The organism is Zarconia sp. (assembly GCF_057467645.1).
Map to the genome: position 1 here is coordinate 25093 of NZ_JBRJXU010000007.1, position 20779 is coordinate 45871.

General features: G+C 51.2%; 21 protein-coding genes. 6 read left to right on the forward strand and 15 right to left on the reverse strand.

The genetic code is table 11. From position 1 onward, the window contains the following. Positions 1–150: 150 nt before the first annotated feature. From ruvX to AC2215_RS01005, 4 genes are all read right to left on the reverse strand, one after another. Positions 151–597, reverse strand: coding sequence for a Holliday junction resolvase RuvX (gene ruvX, locus AC2215_RS00990; protein ID WP_486808080.1), 447 nt, complete (start codon positions 595–597; stop codon positions 151–153). Continuing rightward, a complete protein-coding gene (locus AC2215_RS00995) occupies positions 598–1806 on the reverse strand; it encodes a GNAT family N-acetyltransferase (protein WP_486808081.1) in 1209 nt (402 codons plus the stop codon). A 70-nt stretch (positions 1807–1876) separates the two neighbouring features. Further along, the gene (locus AC2215_RS01000) at positions 1877–3055 is read right to left on the reverse strand and encodes a F420-0:Gamma-glutamyl ligase (protein WP_486808149.1); all 1179 of its coding nucleotides are present in this window, start codon (positions 3053–3055) and stop codon (positions 1877–1879) included. A 109-nt stretch (positions 3056–3164) separates the two neighbouring features. Next, on the reverse strand, positions 3165–3422 hold the full coding sequence (locus AC2215_RS01005) for a GrpB family protein (RefSeq protein WP_486808082.1): 258 nt from the start codon (positions 3420–3422) through the stop codon (positions 3165–3167). Between the two features lie 14 nt (positions 3423–3436). Here AC2215_RS01005 and AC2215_RS01010 point away from each other — a divergent pair, with 14 nt between their 5' ends. Together AC2215_RS01010 and AC2215_RS01015 are read left to right on the forward strand one after the other, a co-directional pair. Continuing rightward, positions 3437–3979 carry a hypothetical protein gene (locus AC2215_RS01010; protein WP_486808083.1) on the forward strand — a complete coding sequence of 181 codons (543 nt, stop codon included), beginning with the start codon at positions 3437–3439 and terminating at the stop codon, positions 3977–3979. Positions 3980–4089: 110 nt separating this feature from the next. Continuing rightward, positions 4090–4449, forward strand: a complete 360-nt coding sequence (locus AC2215_RS01015) for a hypothetical protein (RefSeq protein ID WP_486808084.1) — start codon at positions 4090–4092, stop codon at positions 4447–4449. A 125-nt stretch (positions 4450–4574) separates the two neighbouring features. Here the strand turns inward: AC2215_RS01015 and AC2215_RS01020 are convergent, their stop codons facing one another. From AC2215_RS01020 to AC2215_RS01035, 4 genes are all read right to left on the reverse strand, one after another. Then, complete coding sequence (locus AC2215_RS01020; protein WP_486808085.1) at positions 4575–5261, reverse strand: class I SAM-dependent methyltransferase; 687 nt, start codon at positions 5259–5261, stop codon at positions 4575–4577. Between the two features lie 28 nt (positions 5262–5289). Then, a complete protein-coding gene (locus tag AC2215_RS01025; protein ID WP_486808086.1) occupies positions 5290–5961 on the reverse strand; it encodes an ABC transporter ATP-binding protein in 672 nt (223 codons plus the stop codon). Between the two features lie 528 nt (positions 5962–6489). After that, positions 6490–7527, reverse strand: a complete 1038-nt coding sequence (locus AC2215_RS01030; RefSeq protein WP_486808087.1) for an NADP(H)-dependent aldo-keto reductase — start codon at positions 7525–7527, stop codon at positions 6490–6492. Positions 7528–7608: 81 nt separating this feature from the next. Further along, complete coding sequence (locus AC2215_RS01035; RefSeq protein WP_486808088.1) at positions 7609–7758, reverse strand: hypothetical protein; 150 nt, start codon at positions 7756–7758, stop codon at positions 7609–7611. Between the two features lie 292 nt (positions 7759–8050). Here AC2215_RS01035 and AC2215_RS01040 point away from each other — a divergent pair, with 292 nt between their 5' ends. Beyond that, entirely contained in the window at positions 8051–10486 is a 2436-nt protein-coding gene (locus AC2215_RS01040) for a Calx-beta domain-containing protein (protein WP_486808089.1), read from the forward strand. Here AC2215_RS01040 and AC2215_RS01045 read toward each other — a convergent pair. Further along, entirely contained in the window at positions 10473–10688 is a 216-nt protein-coding gene (locus AC2215_RS01045) for a hypothetical protein (protein ID WP_486808090.1), read from the reverse strand. The two genes, AC2215_RS01040 and AC2215_RS01045, sit on opposite strands and share 14 nt — an antisense overlap. 11 nt (positions 10689–10699) lie before the next feature. Here AC2215_RS01045 and AC2215_RS01050 point away from each other — a divergent pair, with 11 nt between their 5' ends. Further along, a complete protein-coding gene (locus AC2215_RS01050) occupies positions 10700–11176 on the forward strand; it encodes a DUF2996 domain-containing protein (RefSeq protein ID WP_486808091.1) in 477 nt (158 codons plus the stop codon). Positions 11177–11324: 148 nt separating this feature from the next. Here AC2215_RS01050 and AC2215_RS01055 read toward each other — a convergent pair whose 3' ends face one another. The 3 genes from AC2215_RS01055 to AC2215_RS01065 all read right to left on the reverse strand — a co-directional run bounded on the left by AC2215_RS01055 (position 11325) and on the right by AC2215_RS01065 (position 12635). Beyond that, complete coding sequence (locus AC2215_RS01055) at positions 11325–11606, reverse strand: TMEM165/GDT1 family protein (protein ID WP_486808092.1); 282 nt, start codon at positions 11604–11606, stop codon at positions 11325–11327. A 207-nt stretch (positions 11607–11813) separates the two neighbouring features. Next, positions 11814–12185 (reverse strand): TMEM165/GDT1 family protein, encoded by a 372-nt coding sequence (locus tag AC2215_RS01060; RefSeq protein ID WP_486808093.1) that lies wholly within the window; start codon positions 12183–12185, stop codon positions 11814–11816. Between the two features lie 78 nt (positions 12186–12263). After that, complete coding sequence (locus tag AC2215_RS01065; protein ID WP_486808094.1) at positions 12264–12635, reverse strand: YkgJ family cysteine cluster protein; 372 nt, start codon at positions 12633–12635, stop codon at positions 12264–12266. A gap of 282 nt (positions 12636–12917) precedes the next feature. On the opposite strand from AC2215_RS01065, the gene psb30 reads away from it, so the two are divergent. Next, positions 12918–13058 carry a photosystem II reaction center protein Ycf12/Psb30 gene (gene psb30, locus AC2215_RS01070; RefSeq protein WP_486808095.1) on the forward strand — a complete coding sequence of 47 codons (141 nt, stop codon included), beginning with the start codon at positions 12918–12920 and terminating at the stop codon, positions 13056–13058. 88 nt (positions 13059–13146) lie between these two features. Here the strand turns inward: psb30 and recJ are convergent, their stop codons facing one another. The 3 genes from recJ to AC2215_RS01085 all read right to left on the reverse strand — a co-directional run bounded on the left by recJ (position 13147) and on the right by AC2215_RS01085 (position 19140). Then, on the reverse strand, positions 13147–15537 hold the full coding sequence (recJ, locus tag AC2215_RS01075; RefSeq protein ID WP_486808096.1) for a single-stranded-DNA-specific exonuclease RecJ: 2391 nt from the start codon (positions 15535–15537) through the stop codon (positions 13147–13149). A gap of 629 nt (positions 15538–16166) precedes the next feature. Beyond that, entirely contained in the window at positions 16167–18230 is a 2064-nt protein-coding gene (locus AC2215_RS01080; protein WP_486808097.1) for a DNA polymerase III subunit gamma/tau, read from the reverse strand. A 151-nt stretch (positions 18231–18381) separates the two neighbouring features. Continuing rightward, a complete protein-coding gene (locus tag AC2215_RS01085) occupies positions 18382–19140 on the reverse strand; it encodes a peptidylprolyl isomerase (protein WP_486808098.1) in 759 nt (252 codons plus the stop codon). A gap of 556 nt (positions 19141–19696) precedes the next feature. Here AC2215_RS01085 and AC2215_RS01090 point away from each other — a divergent pair. Further along, on the forward strand, positions 19697–20377 hold the full coding sequence (locus AC2215_RS01090) for a sugar transferase (protein ID WP_486808099.1): 681 nt from the start codon (positions 19697–19699) through the stop codon (positions 20375–20377). Positions 20378–20779 lie beyond the last annotated feature (402 nt).

Genomic DNA, 20779 nt, shown 5'->3' on the forward strand with positions numbered 1-20779 from the left:
ATATGGGAAGGGGGAGGATTCGGAATGCGGAATGCGGAATTCGGAATTCGGAAAGGAAGAGGGGGAGATGGGGAGATGGGGTGATGGGGTGATGGGGTGATGGGGTGATGGGGTGAGGGGGTGATGGGGAGAAGAAAAATTGACCGATTGTCAATTGTCCATTGTCAATTGTCCATTACCCTCTCGCCGCAAATCCAACCATCGCTGTAAAATCAGAGCGGCGGCTTGGCGATCGATGGCGGCTTTGTTCTGTGAGGGAGAAATTCCTCGGGCTTGCAGCAATTCTTCCGCTTCTACGGAACTCAACCGCTCGTCGGTATATTCGATGGGTATATCCAATGCTGCAGAGAGTCGCCGCGCGTACTTTTGCACTTGACGGGCTTGAGAGCCGAGGGTTCCGTCGAGGGTGTAGGGCAATCCCACCACGAGAAGACTAATTTCGCGCTCTTGAACCCAATGGCGCAGTTCCTCTACATCGCGAGCAAAAGAACTGCGTTTGATGGTGGTCAATCCGGTGGCAATCAACCCCAGGCGATCGCACCCAGCCACTCCCACTCGCTTGCGACCGATATCCAATCCAAGAGCGCAAACGTGCATTTATTCCGATGGGCGATTGTTGGACTTCTTCGGCTTGGGAACGCGACGGTTGCTCGCTTTTTCCGAGGATTGGAGATGGTCTTCAGGTAAATGTTGGAACGATTCCCAGCACATCATCCGTCCCGGTAAGGGCTTGCGAACGGGTTGCAAACCGCTCAGGACTTCCGATAGCTGCCACTCCAGGGAGGCAGGTTTGGTTTCCCGGAGCTTGTGCCACACCGAGCGACACATGAGCAGGGTACGATCGATGGGTTCGGCGCCAATGCGTTCGAGGAACTCCTCTCGCTCCGCTTGATAGTCCGTGGAGGCAAGTTGCAACGATTGCTCGGGGAATTCGCCAACGATGCGGGCCATCTGAGCGAGCAGTTCCGGGTAGAGCCAAGTGTAGGCGGGGTGGACGGTGAGTTCGGCTTGGTGCGGGGCAGAACCATCTCGACTCAGGCGCATTTGAAAATAGCCGATTGCCGCTTTGCGTTGCGGCTCGAAGACGTAACCGCTGACGGTTTCCGCGCGCTCGAACCACTGTTTGCAGCCGCGAATTAGAGAGCCGAACAGACTGGTTTTAAAATCGCTCATGTGGCGATCGAATACCTGACGCACCAAGGGGGGCATGGCTGCTGTATCCAGCTGATACAAAAGTCGGGCATCGGCGTTGCCTACGGGCATCAGATTGGGTAAATTCGGTTCCGTTGCGCCCAACTTCTGCAACTGTTCGGCATCGAGTTCCCAGTAAGTCATCTGGGCGAGGGGTTGAAATCCATTTTGGCGGTACAATCCCGTGGCTTGTACGTCTCCCACTTCCACTTCCACCAACCAGGTGCGGGCTTCCCAAATATTTTCCAGGCAGTAGCGCAGCAGACTCGTTCCCACATCCATATTTCCCGATGCGGGGTTCGTTCCCACCCGATCGACTCTCCAGGTACTGGCGGTGCGGTTGAAGGGCGACACCTGGATAAATCCTTCAATATTGCGATTGCGGTGGGCGACGTAGGCGCGCAGGAGGTTTTGATAGGGGTTGGGAAACCAACTCAAGCACTTGAGCCACCCAAAAAATTGCCGAATCTGTCCGAAGTGTCGGTCGATGCACAGCGGCGAACTGGGATTAACCGCTGTGTAAGCACCTGCTAATAATTGCTCGATCGCCTCCAAATCTCGATACTGGATCGGACGGATTTCAAAATTGCGATCTTCGGGTGGAGATGAGGTCATGGTCGTGGTATGTAACTAAGCGCGAACGCCTGCAAGGCTCTGGGAATCGAAGCGATTCACCGACTGGCAGCTATCCGTTAGAATGAGGTCGAATCAGAACCAAAGGAGTTTGCTCGGCAGCATTACCAGCTGGGTTACTGCGTAGAGCCACTTCCAACAACTCGGCCGACACGTCGGAGGTTGCTGCTAATATTTTAACGGCTTTCAAGTCGTTGACATCGACGATTGCGGCGGATAAGCCGGTTTTGCGCTGAATTTGGTTCACCACCTCTTGAGAATTGACCGGTCCGAGGACGATAAATCGATCGTAGGGAGGCAAGCTGGTTCCGGTCACGTCATCGATCAATCGCGCCTGTTCCCCTGCCAGTTGGTAGAATACGCCGGGTCGTCCCAGGGCTTTTGCCGCCGCACCGATGGCTAAGGCTGCCACTACACGAAGCGAACCCACTTGATTTACTAAGCTTTGTAAACCATAGGCGACGCCCAAGCTGCTATCGCGCCCGAAATAATGGCACAATCGGCGGGCCACCCAACCGAGTTCCATCTCCTGGGGCAGCGTCAATTGTTCTTGCATAATCGCCAGGGGAGATTCGCCGATGGTGACGATATCTCCCGGTTGGGCGTGGGGAGAGACGTAGCGTTCGATAATCTCGACAATCTCGTCGAGGGGATTAAGCAGATGGGTTTTGATGGGTAATACCGACACCCCTTCTTTGGGTTTCCATTCTGCGGGGATGTTGGGATCGGGATATTGGAAGGGAAAGATAATGTGGCGCACTTGGGGAATGCGTCCGGCTGCCCCGTAGGCGATGTAGTTGACCTGAATCCAGGCAGCTTCGAGTTGGTTGAGTTCGGCGCCCTGGATGTCGATGGCGATTTTGACGCGGGTGGTTTTCCCGGGTTTGAGCAAGTACGCCAGCCAATATCCATCTTCCCGCGCGGGTTCGTCGGGGTGCAGGGGAACGATCTTGGTTTTACAGGCAATCTCCTCGCAAGACCCCTCAGAAAACAGTTGCACCTCGACGGAGAGTTCGGGGATGATGATGATTCGAGAGGGGGAAAGATTGATGCATTCGAGTTCTCCCACGAGGAGGTAATGCCCGGAATCGATGGTTTCTAGATTCCAGGTTCCTTGGGTGAGTTCCAGTTGCTTTTTCGGTCGCTTCCGGTACTGATATTCGATAGCCCCCAATGCCAATCCCAACAGCGCCGATGCTGCGGTTATACCGATGCCGAGAGTTTGCGCGATCGCCACAGTTGAAAAAAACTCCTCTACCTCGTAGGATGTGTTTCCTGAATTTATACCACATGGGGAGAATCTCGTCGGGTCAGATGGGGGATAGAAGCGGCGAAACTCGTTATTTTGTGAGTAGAGATCGAGCTTTTTGCATGACCGCTTCGACGTACTTTGCTTTGCCCGTTGTATAAGCTTGGCGATCGTGCGAAAAGCGTTGGGCAAGACGATACTTCAATCGTCCGTAACGTGCCGCTTCATCGGGATGCTGGCGAAGGTAGTCTCGAAATTTCAAACGTTCCCAGAGCAAGCTGTCTACTTCTATTGCGTGGATGTTACTCTTACCAAAAAACGATCGAATCTTCTCTGATTCAGAACCCACACGAGGTATGTACTATGGCACCTAAAATCTGGGCTAAACGACAGACTCGGCTAAATTCCCCTCATATAATCTGTACCTTGGCTGTGGCGCTCGTTCTGGCAGGTTGCGCGACTCCCCCGCCTCAGAATCGTCCTGAGTCCGCGGCTTCCCCAACACCATCAACCCCGCCAGAGGCCTTCGCTACCGTCACAGAGGTGGAGGTTACCGCAGGAGAACCGGGCACTTATACCTTGGCGGTCACCCTCCAAAGTCCGGATACGGGGTGCGATCGCTATGCCAACTGGTGGGAAGTTCTCGATCGAGAGGGAAATTTAATCTATCGACGCATTCTCGCTCACAGCCACGTGGAAGAGCAACCCTTTCGACGCACGGGAGGCACAGTTGCCCTACAGCCGGATGACGTGGCGATCGTTCGAGGGCATATGTACCCCGATGGCTATGGTACGCAAGCAATGCAGGGGACGGTAGAAGCTGGGTTCGAGGCGGTTTCCCTACCGCCAGGATTTGCCGCAAACTTAGCTGATGCAGAACCTCAACCCCGTAGGTGCGATTTTTAGGATAAAGCTCGATTTTTGGGCGTTGAATGGGTTGAGTTATAACGCGAAAAATATCCGTTTTAAAGCTGGGTTCGGTTTAAGAGGTTCGGTGTAGAATTTTAAAAATGAAAGTGAAAAATATTCATTGGATCGGTTGTGATGAGGCAGAGGTTGAAATTAGCGACGATCGCGATCGGCAAACGCTTTTCGCATTTTGCCATCCTTGCTTTTTGGAGAATGGCGATCGAGTTTTAGAGCCACTAGAAGCCTTTGATATGGGAAATATTGTGATTTCCGATCGCCATAGCTTTTTGATAAAAAAGCAAGCAAACTACGGTTATTATATTCTTGCAAAAGTTATCAGCTCAATCGATAGTCTTGTAGAAGTGAATGGTATTCTGATTCGCTTGAGTGATTTACCCGTTAATTGTCAGTCAGGTGAATTCGTAGAATTTTCTGTCGAGCGATTAGATTTAGTCAATTTTAAGTAAAAATTTAAGTGAAGATCTCAAGTCCCCCTTATGAAGGGGAGGCAGCGTGGTCTTGGGGTTTCCCCAAGTAGAACGACTGCCGTGGATTTAGGGGGATCTTCCGTACCTCATCCATTCGAGAAATGCTATATTGCCGCTGAATTCTCCCAAACGACTGAGTAACGCCAGAACAAGTGTTTCCTCAGCTTTACTCCCTTCAAGGAGTTCGTATAAATTCGTCGTGCTTGAGAAAGCGTTAGGTACTCATCGGTGCGAAGATGTTCTCTCATCACAGCTGCGGCTTCGGGCGATTTTTGAATATGCCGATTCTTACGCATCTGAAATAACCAGTTCAGGGGAACCGCAATACAATCGCTTAACTTATCTCCCAAACTCTCATGTTCTATCAAATCTAAAATGACTAACTTACCACCGGATTTCAAAGTATTTTTCAGTTTTGGGAGTAAGTTTTCGACTGGTAAATGATGCAAGGTTGATATCGACACGATCGCATCAAATCGTTCCGTCGGAAACTCCCATTGACAAATATCTGCTACTTGAAAATCAATATTTGAAAACTGTCTCGATCGCTGCTTGGCAACCTCGATCGAATTCGGAGATAAATCGATAGCAACAACACGTTCGAAACGCTCGGCTAAAAGACGGGAAAAATCTCCCGTTCCGCAACCGATATCGAGTGCGATTTTACCTTGAGCGGGTAACTGTTCGATTAAAAAAGAATGATAGTGATTATTATGATTCCATTCGGCTCGAGCGTATCGGGCTAGGCGATCGAAATCATGACGAATCTTTTGGGTTAAGTTCTCATTCATCTAGATGCGTTCCAGACCTCGAATGAACTTAAACCGATGCCACCGATCGCCCTTTATGTTCCAAACTTTCGGGGGTAACCGATTGCAAAACGCCCAAATCGAGCGTCCAGCAGCGATCGGCGATGGGCAACAAATCTCCCGCATCGTGCGTCACCACCAACAAACTCCAATGTTGTTTGAGTTTGGCAAGTAAACTCACGAGCTGGCGGCGCATCGACCAGTCTAACCCGGCAGTGGGTTCGTCCAGGAGTAAAATTTGCGGTTGGCGCATCAGCTGCACCGCCAGAGCCAAACGCCGTTGCTGTCCTCCACTCATAGCTTGGGGTGAGGCGTGGAGGGGGAAACCGTCTAATCCGACTTCCGCCAGGGCTTCCCGGACGCGATCGGAACCTAATTCCGGATGTCCCAGTCGGAGTTCTTCGAGGATGGAGTGACCGCAAAAGTGGCGTTCGGGAAACTGAAAAACCAATCCTCCCAACTGTCGGAGCTGTTCCGGAAGCAATTCTCGATCGCGCCAGTAAATCGCTCCCCCTGTGGGTCGTGCCAATCCCGCTAAAATTTCAAGTAGCGTACTTTTTCCAGATCCGCTCGGACCCACGACTAAGTTTAACTGCTGGGGAGCCACTTCTAGGTCGATCGCCTTGAGGATCGCACTCGGACTCGCAGTGGGATGATAATCTAGATTTTTCAGATAGAGCATTCAGATTAAACATTGACCGGCCTCCCTTTACTGTGGCACAAATAGCCCAGAAATGGATGAGACTCTTGCTATTTGAGGGAACTGCTCGGGATCGACTCATTGGGGTTGTTTTTTGTAGCGTTGGCTACCAAGATTTTGTTTTGAAGACAAAAAAGACCCTCAATTTGAGGGAAAATTGGGGATATTGGGAACGAGTTTTCAAGGGTTTCGGGTTGTGGTAAACTACTGTCTAGGGCGCAGCTATGTTTACTTTTCGTACAAAAATATAGCAGGCTCAGAGTAAATTGTTTCCCCCGTCTTTTTCTAGTGAACCCTCCAAACCGCTCGTCGATCCATCTAAAAAACATAAGGGTTTTACCCATTTTGACGCAACAGTAGAATGGGGACTGAGGCGCTCCACAATTGGCGTTCGTTAACCGCATCGATCGAGTTCGAAGAATTCGGGACAATTCAGCGCAATGGCTGAATCTGTTCTCTAACTCTCTTCCGATGCTCGCTCGAACGGGAATAGTCAGTCTTTCACCGAACTTACGGTGCGGGATTGGGATGCTCGGCGTGGACGGCTTCGATATCTTTAAGTACGGCTTCGTCTAACTCAACCTCCGCACTCGATAGGTTTTCGCGCAATTGTTCCATCGTTGTCGCCCCGATAATCGTACTGGTGACGAACCAGCGCGATCGCACGAAAGCCAGTGCCATCACTGCCGGAGATAGGTTGTGCTGCTTGGCTGCTTCGACATAGGCGGCGACGGTTTCTTTGACGCTGGGTTTGCGATAGCGACCGCCAAACATGGGAAACTGCCCGATGCGAGAAGTTTTGGGGATATCTTGCAAATACTTCCCAGTGAGGAATCCAAAGGCCAGGGGACTGTAAGCGAGCAATCCGACATTTTCCCGGTAGCAGGTCTCAGCCAGGGCAATTTCAAATTCGCGGTTGAGCAGGTGATAGGCGTTTTGGATCGAGACGATTTTGGGCAGTCCCAATTGCTCCGCGAGCCGGGTAAACTGGCAAACACCCCAGGGGGTTTCGTTACTCAGACCGAGATAGCGAATTTTTCCAGCTTTGACGAGATCGGCAAAAACTTCAAGTTGTTCTTGGATGGGGACGGTATCGCGTTCGTTTTTCGGGTCGAACGTGCCGCCACCGAAGAGGGTGACGTTGCGATCGGGCCAGTGAATTTGATACAGGTCGATGTAGTCCGTTTGCAGCCGCGCGAGACTATCATTAACCGCTTGCTCGATATTGCGGCGATCGAGGTTTCGGTCTGGGCTGCGAATCCATCCCATGCTGCGGGTGGGACCGGCAACTTTGGTGGCCAGAACGATGTTCTCCCGTTGCTGTTCCTTAAGCCACTTGCCGATATATTCCTCCGTGCTACCGTAGGTTTCTTTCCGGGCGGGAACGGGGTACATTTCCGCCGCATCAATGAAGTTCACCCCTTGGGAAACGGCATAGTCAAGCTGTTGGCTGGCTTCTTCGAGGGTATTTTGCTGTCCGAAGGTCATCGTCCCCAGACAAATTTCTGAAACCGACAGATCGCTATCCCCGAGTTGGTTGTATTGCATGACCGAGTCAAAATCCTGTGGGCTTGCCTAGAGTTAGGCTGGACTCGATCTATTTTAACGTCAGTTTTGGATAAGACTGTTTCAGGTGAGGGCGGGGAATGGGGAATAGGGAATGGGCAATGGGGAATGGGCAATGGAGTATTTTTCTCCCCAGCCAGGTGTTGTACCCAGTGTTGTCATCTGGCTCGATCGAGGCTTGCCGAACGCCCAAACGTCATCGAGAGTCAGCATTTGGGCGAGGCGACTTCAGCAAAACTGACGTGATTTTAAGACGAACCGGCTCGATCGCTTCGGTTTCATCTGCGTCCCTATTTTCTTGGCAGGAGAGCTTGCGGAGGCGCGATCGCTCCGGGGGAAAAACTATTGTTGGCGCGATCGCCCTCAAGTTCAGAGTCTCCAGCGTTTTACCAAAGTTTTAGAAACTCTTTACCCCAACATTGGTCGCTCCCGTAGACCGTAGGCTAAAACTGAGCTAGGCACTCATACATTTTGACGAAAATCGAGAGAGATCGCAGATTTAACGATGGCAAATATCTTTGGAACCGCAGACAACAACACACTCGCTGGCACACCCGAAGACGATCTGTTCGTCGCCTTTGCAGGTAACGACCTCATGAGCGGCTTGGAAGGCAACGATTTGATGTTTGCCAGCTCTGGCGCGGATGTCGTGGCGGGCAATGCTGGCGGCGATGTCATTTTTGGTGGACAAGGGGATGACAGCATCGAAGGCGGACAGGATAACGATGCCCTCTTCGGTGATGTGGGAAACGATATCGTTAACGGCGGTCTGGGAGACGATACGATCGTTGGCGGTTCCATCTTTACCGTCGTCACATCGGAAAACGATATCGATCGGCTTTTTGGTGGCGATGGTAGCGATCTGATATTTGGCAATGCCGGTGCGGATACTATCGATGGTGGTGCGGGAGACGATACGATAATTGGCGGCAAAGATGGGGACGAGTTGATTGGCGGTAGTGGAAACGATCGCCTCGACGGACAAATTGGCACGGATACTTTAACCGGTGGTGCCGGTAGCGATATTTTTGTCGTCTCCACTACAACCGGCAGTGCTGCCCTGACCGATGCGGATGTCTTCACCGATTTTACCAAGGGCGAGGACAGCTTAGAACTCGATGATGTCACCTTCAACGGACTGACGCTGACAGTGCAAGATGGCAATACAGTGATTCAAGACGCACAAACGGGACAGTTCTTGGTGGTCGTGCAGGGAGTGACTGACTTGGATGCCACGGATGTTGCTGTAGAGATTCCGGACACCACACCGGCAACGGACACCACACCGGCAACGGACACCACACCGGCAACGGACACCACACCGGCAACGGACACCACACCGGCAACGGACACCACACCCGCAACAGATACCACACCGGCAACAGACACCACACCCGCAACGGACACCACACCCGCAACGGACACCACACCCGCAACAGACCCATCTCCAAGTCCATCACCATCGCCATCGCCGACTCCCACACCCACTCCGACTCCAGGGGTGGCAACTTATGACTTTAGTGCGGCCACCTTCACCGTGGCGGAAGGCGATGTTGCCACTAACACGACGATGGAAGTTACCATTACTCGCACTGGAGATACCACTATTGCCGAGGATGTCACCGTCGATCTGACTGCTGGAACTGCGACAGTTGGTGATGATTTCACAGCCGGACCGATTACCGTCAGTTTTGCTGCGAATGAAACCAGCAAAGCCGTGTCGATCGATGTTGTCGGCGATATCGATAAAATCGAAGAGGACGAAACCATCGACCTCTCCTTTGGTGGCTTCAGCGGAACGGGTGTTGCTGGAACCACGAATACTGCAACCCTGACGATTACCGAAGATGACGACATCGTTCGGAATCTCAACGATACCGGTGCGGGTTCTCTGCGTCAGGCGATTATTGCGGCGAATAATGCAGCTTCAATCCCCAATCCGACGATTACGTTTGATGCTGGTGGAACAGGTACGATTACTCTGGCTTCAGAACTGGAGATTACCCGAACCGGTGTCACCATTGATGGCCCAGGCACGGCAGATCCGGGTACGACAGACCCAACAGTCACGATCGATGGTAACAATGCCACGCGCATCTTCAATGTCAATGCCGGCGTGACAGCAACATTCCAGGATTTGACGATTACCAATGGTAATGCTGGTGCAGGAGAAGGTGGCGGAATCTTGAACGATGGTGGAACTGTCACCGTCCTTAATAGTTTGCTTTCCAATAATGCGGCGACTTTTAATACATTACCAGTATTGATTGGTGGTGGTGGAATTGCCAGTAAAGATGGTAATTTAACAGTTACCAATACTACAATTAGTGGTTCGACGGGTACGGGAGGGCAAGGTATCTCCTTTGCCGTTAACTCTGCTGGCACTCATAATCTGACAGTCAACGGTGGTAGCGTCTTCACTGGTAACTTGAATGATGCAATTTTAGTGGGTTTGAATGCTGGAGATGATACCACAATTAACATTTCCAATAATACGATTAGTATGAATGGTGTTGCTGGACCCGTGGGTGATGGGATTGGTTTTGGGATTCTAGGTGGTGCTGTTGCCGATATTACTATTCAAGGAAATACGATCGAAAACAATGAGGATGAGGGCATTGACATTCGCTTTGGGAATCAAACAATTGTGCCTATTGCCAGTACCGGAAATCCAATAAACGTCAGTATCACTGGCAACACCCTAAATGACAATGGTCAGAACGGGATTGAAGTCAAAAGTGATTCAGTAACAAATACTTTCACTAGTACCTTCACGATTAGTGGAAACGATGGTAATGAAAATATCGTTTTAAATAACTTGACAGGTTCGGGAACTCAAGTCCTCGGAGTCACAGGCTACACAGATATCGCTACCCTGGCGGGTACAACAAACACGCTAACTGGCGGTGGTACTGACAACGGGACCATTACACCTGTCTAAGCACGTTATTTTTCCGATCGATTCTAAATCTGGTTGAAAGAAGCGATCGCCGGTGAAACGAGCGATCGCTTTTTCTGAGAACATCAACCTCCATTCCCATCACCGATACCGGTTCCCCGATCGCCCCATAGCCCGAATTCGTGCTAACTTGATTAAAGCCATCCATCAGCCCGTATCGCGCGCTGGTGCTGAACTCTCGCAAGATTGATATCCATGGCCGAACAAACCAATCCGGAACCCAAAGCAAAACCCACTGGCGATGCAAAACCGGCGGCAAAAGCAGCACAAAAAGGAGGAAAAGTCAAGCCTCCCAAACCGCCAGCGGTAGAAGATAAGCCGTTTGCGGAATTCATGCACCAAGATTACCTCCCCGCCCTCAAGGAAGCCCTAGAGAAAGAAGGTGCCGAGGACGTAGACTTGAAGGTGGTCAAACAGCGCGTTCCCATGTCCGGTTCCACCGGAGAATGCTGGCAAGTTATTGGTGGCTGGGGGACGGGCTCGCGCCAGTTCGCGGTTTATTTCCCCAAAGCCGATATTAAAGGAACCCGCGCCTTCTCCTGTTCGGCAAATGGAACCCAACCCAGTACGATCGAACCCTTTTTAATGGACGAGCGCAAAATCACCCTCAAATTGCTCGTTTTTGGCGTGATTCAGCGCTTAAGCGCTCAGAAGTGGCTGGCACCCAATTAGGACGCACAGAGGGGGAGGCGCGCAGAAATGGGAGTAGGGGGGGAAACGGGAGAAACGGGAGCAAGATGCTCCCACTGTTGACTTTTCCTCTACCCCCAAAGCTCCCGAAGCCTCCAAAGCCTCCAAAGCCTCCAAAGCCCCCGAAGCCTTACGAGCGATCGGGTTCGGGCCACAGCAGGCGCAGTCCCATCAGAGCAAATCCGATTGCGGCAAATCCTTTGAGCAGGCGCAGGGGTAGGACTTGGGCAAAACCTTCACCGACGAGCACCCCCAGCAGGCTAGCAAAGATGAGAGCACCTGCGGTTCCTAACAGTACGCCGAGGGGAGATTTGGACGTACCGCTGAGGGCAATGGCCGCAAACTGACTTTTATCGCCGATTTCCGATAAAAAGACAGTGATAAAACTAATTCCGAAGAGATTCCAGTCCATAGGTTGGGGTTAGCTTGAAAGTTAAATCAGAAAATTACTCAAAAGTGGCGATCGCAGCAGAGCAACTTCGGGGTTCGTCGAGTTCGTAAGATGTGTTAGACAGCAAGAAGACTCGCTCTAATTCGATTGTTCCATTTGTCTAATCCATTGATTTGAGGCGTAAATTTCCACTCAACACCCCATTCTCAGAAGAAAGGGTGGAGTCGTTTACAAGCTCATCAAATCTCCCACCAGTAGAATAGAGACAAAAAGTAAAATCACTCCGGCTGCGGTGTTGAGGGCTTCGGGAGTGAGACGTTTCGCCATCCAGCGTCCGATCAGCACACCCAAGATACTCGTAGAGATTAAAGCCACAGATGCGCCTAAAAATACCACCCAGGGGGACTGACTTTCCGCCGTCATTAGCAACGTCGCGATCTGGGTTTTATCCCCCATTTCTGCCAGCAAGATCGTGAAGAAGGTGGAAATAAAAACCGAAAGGATATCGGTTTTCGAAGATGTCTTGGGGGTGGCGTTCGAGGAATTCGAGTCAGAAGAGGGAGGCGTGGTGCGATCGGAGTCGGGAGTGGAAAGATTCACAAAATACGATGAGATGGGTTAATTTGCGCCGGTTTTACCCTCGTATGGTAGCAGAAACTCGACCCCAATTTTTCCCTGTCAATTGTCAATTGTCAATTGTTCGTTATCGATGGCTCGATCGAACCGTAGCATTTCCAGAGAGCGATCGCCGTAAATATCTTCAATATGTTCCCGACAGCAGGCGATGGCAAACTCATCCAAGTCCTCAGCTTCGATATCGAACATTTGCTTGAAGACGTCCGGTTCGACGCGACAGAATCGAGGTCGTTCGGCGTAGATGCGACATTGGCGGGTGTTGCGATCGTAATGGATACACCAACCGTCGTATCCGACCAAACTCAGATATAGGTTTAACTCCTCGGAGGAAAGGAATTCTTCTAACTCAGGACGCTCGGAGGGATCGAGGTAGCAGCAAGCGCCACAGTTTTGGACACAATGCCAAGTTGCCATGGGTGAGGGTTCGCAGTTCTTCGTTCTTAGTGTATAGCGTTTGTTGCAGTCTTCCCGACCTCCTCTACTTTCCCTGCCTCCTAGGGCCTCCTGGAGCCTCCTCTACCTGCCATCACGAAAATCTCCAAAATATCTCCCGATCCAGACCCGCGATCGAGATCTTTTTATGGAGTTTTGTATAGTTTTGTAAATCAGATTAAAAGCGATCGGAGCTTAACCAGTAAGATGAGTATCGGAATTTCAAGAAAAATTTAACACCCTGAGTGAGTTTGGGAGAACATCATGGATTTTTTGAACGGTATTCTTGACGGTCTTCTCGGTTTCGACTTCGAGCCGTTTATTAAGTTAATTTTAGTCGGACTGGTGATTCTCTCCGGACCGATCGTGGTCTTCTTACTCGCAGTTCGCGGCGGCGATATGTAAGCCAAAAAGCCGTTTCCCCGCAAAGCTCGACTTTGGGTCGAGTTTTTGTTTTCTATCTATTTTTGAGTTCGGGAAGGCTCAAGTCGGGCTATCCCAGAGCGAGCGATCGCATTGCCGCTTTAATGAGATGGTAAAAATGAGGTTCGGATACGTCTACGTGCCGAGCATTATTGCGTTGCGTTCCCAAAAGACCGATTTTGTTACCTTTCTCCACCGCGAGTACCTGAGCGCGATCGTTCCGAATTCTTAACTCCATGGTCGACTCCAAGGGGTAAAGTCCGCAGCGATAGTGCCGTCCTCGATATTCAAAGGAAGCGTGGCGAACTCCATCGGGGGTCGAAGTCGATGATGGAGTGAGTGTTGGAGCGGGTGTCAAAGGCTCAGAAACCGGCTCAGACGAATCCGATTGGGCGATCGCATCAGTCTCGATCGTCCTTTGAGGAATTGGGGTACTTTCACGATCTCCAGTTTCCCGATCGGAGATTGTTTCTGGCTCTAAAGGATTCTCTAAATCTACTTCAGGGGGAGATTCCGACTCTAAAGAGTTCTCCAAATCTACTTCAGATGGGGACTCCGGCTCTAAAGGATGCTCCAAATCTACTTCAGATGGGGACTCCGGCTCTAAAGGATGCTCCAAATCTACTTCAGATGGAGATTCCAGCTCTAAAGAGTCCTCCAAATCTACTTCAGATGAGGTTTCTGGATTCTCCCCGTTGGGTAAGCGAACCCCTATGATTTCGAGATCGATCGTCGTACTGCCGTTAAAGGTATTTTCCCGTAACTTGTAGGCAATATCCACTCGGTTTGGCAAGGGGCAGTATTCACCCCACCGCCAGGCGATCGCCGATTGGGGAGACTCTGCGGTGGCATCGGACGCCAGGGTGAGTTTGAGGTGATGTTGCCCGACGGTTGTCTGTTCGAGAACCCGCACGTTCGGCGTCCAAAATACAGGAGGATCGTTGGCGATACCGCAGGGATGCAGGCGATCGATTTCCCGATACAAACCCTCATCGATTTGTGCTAAATCGGCGATCGTGTCGATAGCAATCGCAGGTTTGAGATGTTCCGGTTCCAAACACTGATTGGCAAACTCACTCAGACGCGATCGAAACGCCTCCAAATTCTCCGCCTCCAGAGAAAACCCGCCAGCCGCGCGGTGTCCTCCGTATTTTCCGAGTAAATCGTCGCCAAACTGTAGCGCTTCAAACACGTTAAATTCGGGAATACTGCGCGCCGAACCCCGAATTTTTTGCCGTTCCTCATCCTCGTAGGTGCCGATAAACACTGGAACCCCGTAACGTTCCACCAATCGGGAGGCGACGATGCCAATGACTCCGTGGTGCCAATCCGGTTGTACGACCACCAATACCCGTTCTCGGAGGAGATCGATTTGAGATTCTTCGCACCAGGCGATCGCTTCGGTCTCGATCTGCGTACACATTTCCCGACGCTGCTGGTTGATTTGTTCGCACTGCATCGCCCGTTCCAGGGCAATTCCCTCATCGTCCGTCGTCAGCAGTTCGATCGCCACTTGGGGGTCGCCAATCCGACCGACAGCATTAATTCGGGGTCCCAATCGAAATCCAATCGCATCGGGTTTCATCGTTCCATTGCCATCATTCGCCCCAGACACCTGAATTAAGGCTTGAATTCCTGCCAGTTTGGAGTCTGGAAGCTGGCGCAACCCCTGTTTCACCCAGCGACGATTGATACCGGTGAGGGGGGCTAAATCGGCGATCGTTCCTAAAGTTAGCAACTCCCGCATGGGGGCGATGAAATCCTCCCCTTTGCCCAACATTCGCCCCAATTCGATCGCCAGCAGGTATGCCACCCCCACACCGGCCATTCCTCGATAGGGAGAGGCTTCCGGTAGCATTTTTGGATTCAGAATCGCGTTGGCATCCGGCAGTTGAGTCGGTAAATCGTGGTGGTCGGTGACGATGACATCCATTCCCAACTCCCGCGCCCGTTCGATCGGTTCGCAGGCGGCAATGCCGTTATCCACCGTTAAAATCAGCCGCACGCCCCGTTCGTGCAACTCGTTGACGATACGCGAGTTGATGCCGTAGCCATCACTCATGCGGCTGGGAATGGCGTAATCCACCTCACCTCCCAACGATCGCAGCGCCCGCAGCAGGAGGGCGGTACTGGTCATCCCGTCGGCATCGTAATCTCCACAAATCGCGATCGGGTATCGATCGGCGATCGCTTCTTGGAGTAGCTCTAGACCAAATTCAAGATCGGCACCGAATGCCTCGGAGGGTGTGGGTAAGGTTTCCGAATCCGGTTCTAAAAAGACTCGCGCGTCATCCGGCGTATCGTACCCCCGATTGACTAAAACTTGTGCCAGCAGCGGCGATAATCCCACCACCTCAGCGAGTCGATCGGCCCGTTCCGGCTGTGCCTCGAAAATGTTCCATCGCTGCTTTGGCAAGCGAAAGGTGCGAGGGGAGAGAGTTGAGGGGGAATCTAGCACCATTGGGAAATCGTTTTGACAAGGGATAACGCACTACACTATATCAACTTATCAACCCCCTTTTGCGAATGTCGATAGGTAATTTATCGAGTGGCATTCTCTTCACAAATAATTTATTTTTACTCGATTGAAAGATGGATTTTATGCGGATTTTAAAAATCAAATGCAGAAATGGCGATCGACTGGGTTTCAAAAATGACGAAAACCCCTCAAACAGATAAAGAAGTGTCCCGATTGCGTAAGTAGAACCGTGAATATTGTATTAACTTAAAACGTATACACCTCGGAAAACCCTCAAGCGCGCGTTCATCATGAATCCAACTCCCAAAGCCTGCTGCCCCCCCAATGAATCCGAAGCGCTTCACGCTTTTGCTAAAGCGTTAACCGTTCACTTAACCTGGACGATGGCTGGTTTGTTTAGTGAAAACGTAACACCTACCCCGAAGTTTGGGATTCGGAAAAATTCTTAAACTGATTTAAACTCCGATATAGAAAAGACCGTCGCTCGAAAATAGGATCGACGGTCTCTTGTTTTTGGGACACCAACCCATTCTAGAGCGATCTTGTTTGAAAATACGAGATCGGATTTGAGGCAAACTGGAGCATAGAAGTGTTCGAGTTTGCCGAATTTTTTAAAATTGAGGCTCGTCGCTGACGACAGTCACTTCTCCCTGAAAAAAGTTAGCCAGTTGTTGAGCGGCGATGGTCACTTCATCTTCTTCCCAGTCTTCCATCGGTGGAGGAGATTCGAGTGATGGGGTTGCCTCCTGGAGAGGAGCTTCGAAAGTCGTGGGAGTGGTTTGTTGAAGAGTTGGAGGTGGAGGGATCTGAGCCACTTGGGGTGACGAAGGAGTTGGCACTGTTTGGGCAACTTGGGTTGCCGGAGGAGTTTCGGGAGTGGGAGACCCGATCTGAGGCGGTGGTGGAGAAACAGTTCTCTCAGGCGTGGGGGATGGGGGTTGTTGGGGAGCGACTGCGCTCCCGGCGACTTCAATTTTAACGACGATCGAACGACCGAGGGTACGCCCGAATGCCGCTTCAATATCGGCTAACTTCGAGGTGGCAACCTTGACTAAACCGGAACTGACGCAAATGCGCGCCGACGACCCCTCAAGACCGATAAACTGCCCCTGTTGCCGCAATAGTTCTCGGGTGGCACGCATCTGAATATTTTCCAGAATCTGGGGCCACAGTTGCGCGACATCGTATTCAATGGCGGGAGTTGGGGAAGGTTCGATTGCTTCGGTAGGAGGAGGAGCGGGTGCGGGAGCTGGAACGGAGATGGGAGTCGGTGCCACTTCGGGAATCGGCGGAGGAACCGGTTGAGGCGTCGGTGCCACTTCGGGAATCGGCGGAGGAACCGGTTGAGGCGTCGGTGCCACTTGGGATGTCGGCGGAGGAACCGGTTGAGGTGTCGGCGGCACTTCGGGAGTCGGTGGAGGAACCGGTTGAGGCGTCGGTGCCACTTCGGGAGGAGAGACGACCTCTGGAGCCGATACTGTTGGGAGCGCAGTCGGAGGGGAACTGGGAGTGGGGGTTGGATGCGCCATGGGGGCTGGAGAGGGCACGGCCGGCAACGGATTGACGATCGCCCCTTGGGGAGGAAGTGCAGAGGATAACAGCCCCAGCAAAGAAACCTCAAGCCACAATCGAGGCTGGGTGGTATTTTTGAGCTGAGCTTCGCAGGCGCGCAAATGTTGCCCCCCACTCAAAATCCGGGCAATCTCCCAACGATGGGCAAATTGACACAGGGCTTCCCAGGTCGGTGGGGTGAGGGCAACTAAATTCCGGCGATCGCTCGCCGTTTTGGCAATTAGCAAATCGCGATAGAAGCCCGCTAGATTTTGGAGAACGATGAGGGGTTCTCGACCCCGATCCATTAAGTGGCGGACGCACTCGATGACCGTTTTTCCCGAGTTGGAGTCGATCGCTTCGAGTAGGGACATCAAGTCTCGTTCGGGAACTGCCCCCACTAAATCCCAGACTCGATCGATGGTGATGCGATCGGCACTTAAACTGAGCTGATCGAGCAAGCTTTCCGCATCTCGGAGTCCCCCTTGAGCGATTTGCGCCACCAAGGCGATCGCCGTGGGTTCTATATTAATGTCTTCGAGACGGGCGATCTCTTGTAAATGAGCCACCATCGCTTCCAGGGGAATGCGGCGAAAATCAAAACGCTGGCAGCGAGAGATAATCGTGGGCAGAACGCGCTGGGGATCGGTGGTCGCTAGAACGAATACGACGCGATCGGGCGGTTCTTCGAGGGTTTTGAGCAGAGAATTGAAAGCTGCGGTACTGAGCATGTGGCACTCATCGATGATGTAGAGCTTGTACCGACATTGGACGGGGGCAAACTGCGCTCGTTCGATGAGTTCCCGAATATTATCGACTCCGGTATTGCTGGCGGCGTCAATTTCGATGGTATCGAGATCATTGCCCCGAGCAATGGAACGGCAAGCTTCGCAAGTGCCGCAGGGTTGAGGACTGGGGCGATCGAAATTCAAGCAGTTGAGAGACTTGGCCAGAATACGAGCGCTAGAGGTTTTGCCCGTGCCCCTGGGACCGGTAAAGAGATAAGCTGGGGCAATTTTTTGCTGACCTAGAGCGTTGGTTAAGGTTTCGGCGATCGCCTCTTGTCCTACGAGATCGGCAAAGGTTGCAGGTCGATACTTGTGATGGAGAGGTTCGTAGGACATGGGAGATTTGGGAGGGTCGCAGACTTAGCAAGCTGGGGCAGGGAGCGCGGGGGAAGCTGGGGAAGCGGGGGAGAGTGCACCCCTTGAAATTTCGTTTCATTCCAATGCTCGATCGCCGACGATCGAAAGTATCCCCCATCCCCCCATCTTCTTAATTCAGATGGAGCTGGATTTTTTGACTTTGAAGTTTTTCTTGTACCCACCCATCGAATAGACGATCTTGAATTTGGCGCTTGGTGTCCCCTTCAAAAGTGGCCGGTAGCCATTGTTCGATGCGTAGCACTGCGTACCGTCCTTCGGTTTCCAAGGGTCCGATGATATCGCCGGGATTGTTCCCGAGCAATCGATCGCGCACGGGTTCGGGCAGTTGTCCCATTGGGATGGTTCCCATCAGACCGTTGAAGGTGCGATCGTTGGTGAGGGAGTACTCTTTGGCTGCGGCTTCAAAGGAAATGGCCCCAGCGAGAATTTTATCCCGAAGTTCTTCTGCTTGAGTGCGCTCGGCAACCACCACGCGGGAGAGAATGACTCGATCGAGCAGGGGTTTATTTTGCTCGAAATAGACCTGGGCTTTCGAGCCAATTTCCTCGGTTTTGAGTCGTTCGACTTTTAGGGCCGTGGCAATCCGCTCTCGCAACTCATCGTAACTCAGCCCTTGGGCACGGAGCCACTTCTCGAATTTTTCTCGATCTTGGAGCTGATTTTTCACGCGAAAATCGAGTAGGGCTTGTTCGAGTACGCTAGCGTCGATCTTCATATCCTGCCGGGCTTCCAAGGCTTCGGAGAGAACGTGCTGGTGCAGAATTCTCTGCAAGAAACGGGGCAGATCTCCAGATGCGCGCAGATAACCGATGGCTTGACGCAGAGAAATGGAGCGATCGCCAATTGATAGAAAGTTTTCGGGTTCCATAGATTCTATCGCTGGAGTTTGTCGTAATACCTAACACTGACTAGCTTGGCATTCCCGAGACTCGATCGCCAGTTCTTGCTTGATTCTACGTAAATATACTTGGGAGACGATTGCCATATCCATTGCCTCATCTTCAAATAAAGTTAACATTCTCAGATTATGCGGAAGCACGTACGTATATTCACTTATTTTGCTTTACAAAAACTTTAAAATACCAACGTAGATCTGGGGGGTTGAATAAAAATTATGTAAAGTCTGGCGTTCGATCTATCCCAATTCAATTTTTTGAGACTAGTATTTACACGTAGTCAACGCAACAACTAAAATCTGGCATAGTTGTTTGCTTGCAGCTCGAATACAATCGTCAACGATTGAGTCTGACGATTTTTAGGGGTGAGAAAGTGAAACCAAACTGACAGAAAAATGCATTATCTGTCAATAAAGTTAACTAGGACAGATCGCAAATTGACTGAGAGTTGAGCTCGAAAGCATTGTAGCTTTCTATTCTCAAAGAAAAGCATCAAAAACGCGAACAACTCAAAGAAAGGTTTAAGAGATGACTTCAGCCCTATCCCTGCAAAAAATCTACTTTCCAGGCAAGTTAACGTTAACCAAAAACGATCGAGAACCCCATCCTTCGACTCATTCTCGATTCAAGCGTTTCCTGGATCTTCTGGGAAGTTCGATCGGACTTTTGGTTCTGGCCATCGTCTTTTTACCGATCGCGATCGCCATCAAACTCGATAATCCCGGACCCATTTTCTACGCACAGCGACGACACGGTCTGCACGGTCGAGCGTTCACTATCTATAAGTTTCGCTCGATGGTTGCGAATGCCGATGCTCTCAAAGCATTTGTGAATAACGAAGCCAACGGACTAATTTTCAAAAATACCCACGATCCTCGTATCACTCGGGTCGGTCGTTTTCTTCGTAAAACTAGTTTAGATGAGTTACCGCAGTTTTGGAACGTATTACGTGGCGATATGAGCCTGGTGGGAACTCGTCCTCCCACAACCGATGAAGTCATGCACTACGAAGAGCATCATTGGCAGCGGCTAAACGTTAAACCCGGCATCACCGGAGAGTGGCAAGTGAACGGTCGTTCTCAAGTCACAGATTTTGAAGATATCGTCAGTTTAGACTTGCGCTACCAAAATCGGTGGACACCTTGGTACGATTTAGCCATCATCTTGAAGACCCTCTACGTTGTCTTCGCGAAGGTCGGTGCTTGCTAGGAATCGCCATCCTATCGGTGTTAAATTCCCCTCAAGAACTCTTTATCCGAGGGTAAGGAGTTCTTTCGAGTTGAGCGAGAAAATTCTCGGATCGACACTCAGTGCAAACCCATATGACGCACTCGATGCATACCCGAATCCCACCCACAATATCCAAATGACACCCAAGCATTTACAATCGCAGTCGGGATAAGATAAGTGTTCTAGATCGAGGGATGAAACTCACAAGCGCATCGTCTACGTCGTATTGTTAATAGGGAGGTGTCCTATGGATTCACAAATCGTCGAACCCAACTCTCCCGTTTTAAATAGCGCTAATTCAATAGTGCTTCATAAAAAGCGCTCGAGTTCCTCAACTACAGATTAAAAACGAAGACCGAAATCGAGAATGCACCAGAATTG

Bases quoted from the DNA above. Each gene is read 5' to 3' on its own strand.
- AC2215_RS01050 (WP_486808091.1), top strand. From the start codon at position 10,700: ATGGCCGAACAAACCAATCCGGAACCCAAAGCAAAACCCACTGGCGAT.
- recJ (WP_486808096.1), bottom strand. From the start codon at position 15,537: ATGGTGCTAGATTCCCCCTCAACTCTCTCCCCTCGCACCTTTCGCTTG.
- AC2215_RS01065 (WP_486808094.1), bottom strand. From the start codon at position 12,635: ATGGCAACTTGGCATTGTGTCCAAAACTGTGGCGCTTGCTGCTACCTC.
- AC2215_RS01030 (WP_486808087.1), bottom strand. From the start codon at position 7,527: ATGCAATACAACCAACTCGGGGATAGCGATCTGTCGGTTTCAGAAATT.
- AC2215_RS01090 (WP_486808099.1), top strand. From the start codon at position 19,697: ATGACTTCAGCCCTATCCCTGCAAAAAATCTACTTTCCAGGCAAGTTA.
- ruvX (WP_486808080.1), bottom strand. From the start codon at position 597: ATGCACGTTTGCGCTCTTGGATTGGATATCGGTCGCAAGCGAGTGGGA.
- AC2215_RS01010 (WP_486808083.1), top strand. From the start codon at position 3,437: ATGGCACCTAAAATCTGGGCTAAACGACAGACTCGGCTAAATTCCCCT.
- AC2215_RS01040 (WP_486808089.1), top strand. From the start codon at position 8,051: ATGGCAAATATCTTTGGAACCGCAGACAACAACACACTCGCTGGCACA.
- AC2215_RS01025 (WP_486808086.1), bottom strand. From the start codon at position 5,961: ATGCTCTATCTGAAAAATCTAGATTATCATCCCACTGCGAGTCCGAGT.
- AC2215_RS01035 (WP_486808088.1), bottom strand. From the start codon at position 7,758: ATGCTGACTCTCGATGACGTTTGGGCGTTCGGCAAGCCTCGATCGAGC.
- AC2215_RS01080 (WP_486808097.1), bottom strand. From the start codon at position 18,230: ATGTCCTACGAACCTCTCCATCACAAGTATCGACCTGCAACCTTTGCC.
- AC2215_RS01020 (WP_486808085.1), bottom strand. From the start codon at position 5,261: ATGAATGAGAACTTAACCCAAAAGATTCGTCATGATTTCGATCGCCTA.
- AC2215_RS01055 (WP_486808092.1), bottom strand. From the start codon at position 11,606: ATGGACTGGAATCTCTTCGGAATTAGTTTTATCACTGTCTTTTTATCG.
- AC2215_RS00995 (WP_486808081.1), bottom strand. From the start codon at position 1,806: ATGACCTCATCTCCACCCGAAGATCGCAATTTTGAAATCCGTCCGATC.
- psb30 (WP_486808095.1), top strand. From the start codon at position 12,918: ATGGATTTTTTGAACGGTATTCTTGACGGTCTTCTCGGTTTCGACTTC.
- AC2215_RS01085 (WP_486808098.1), bottom strand. From the start codon at position 19,140: ATGGAACCCGAAAACTTTCTATCAATTGGCGATCGCTCCATTTCTCTG.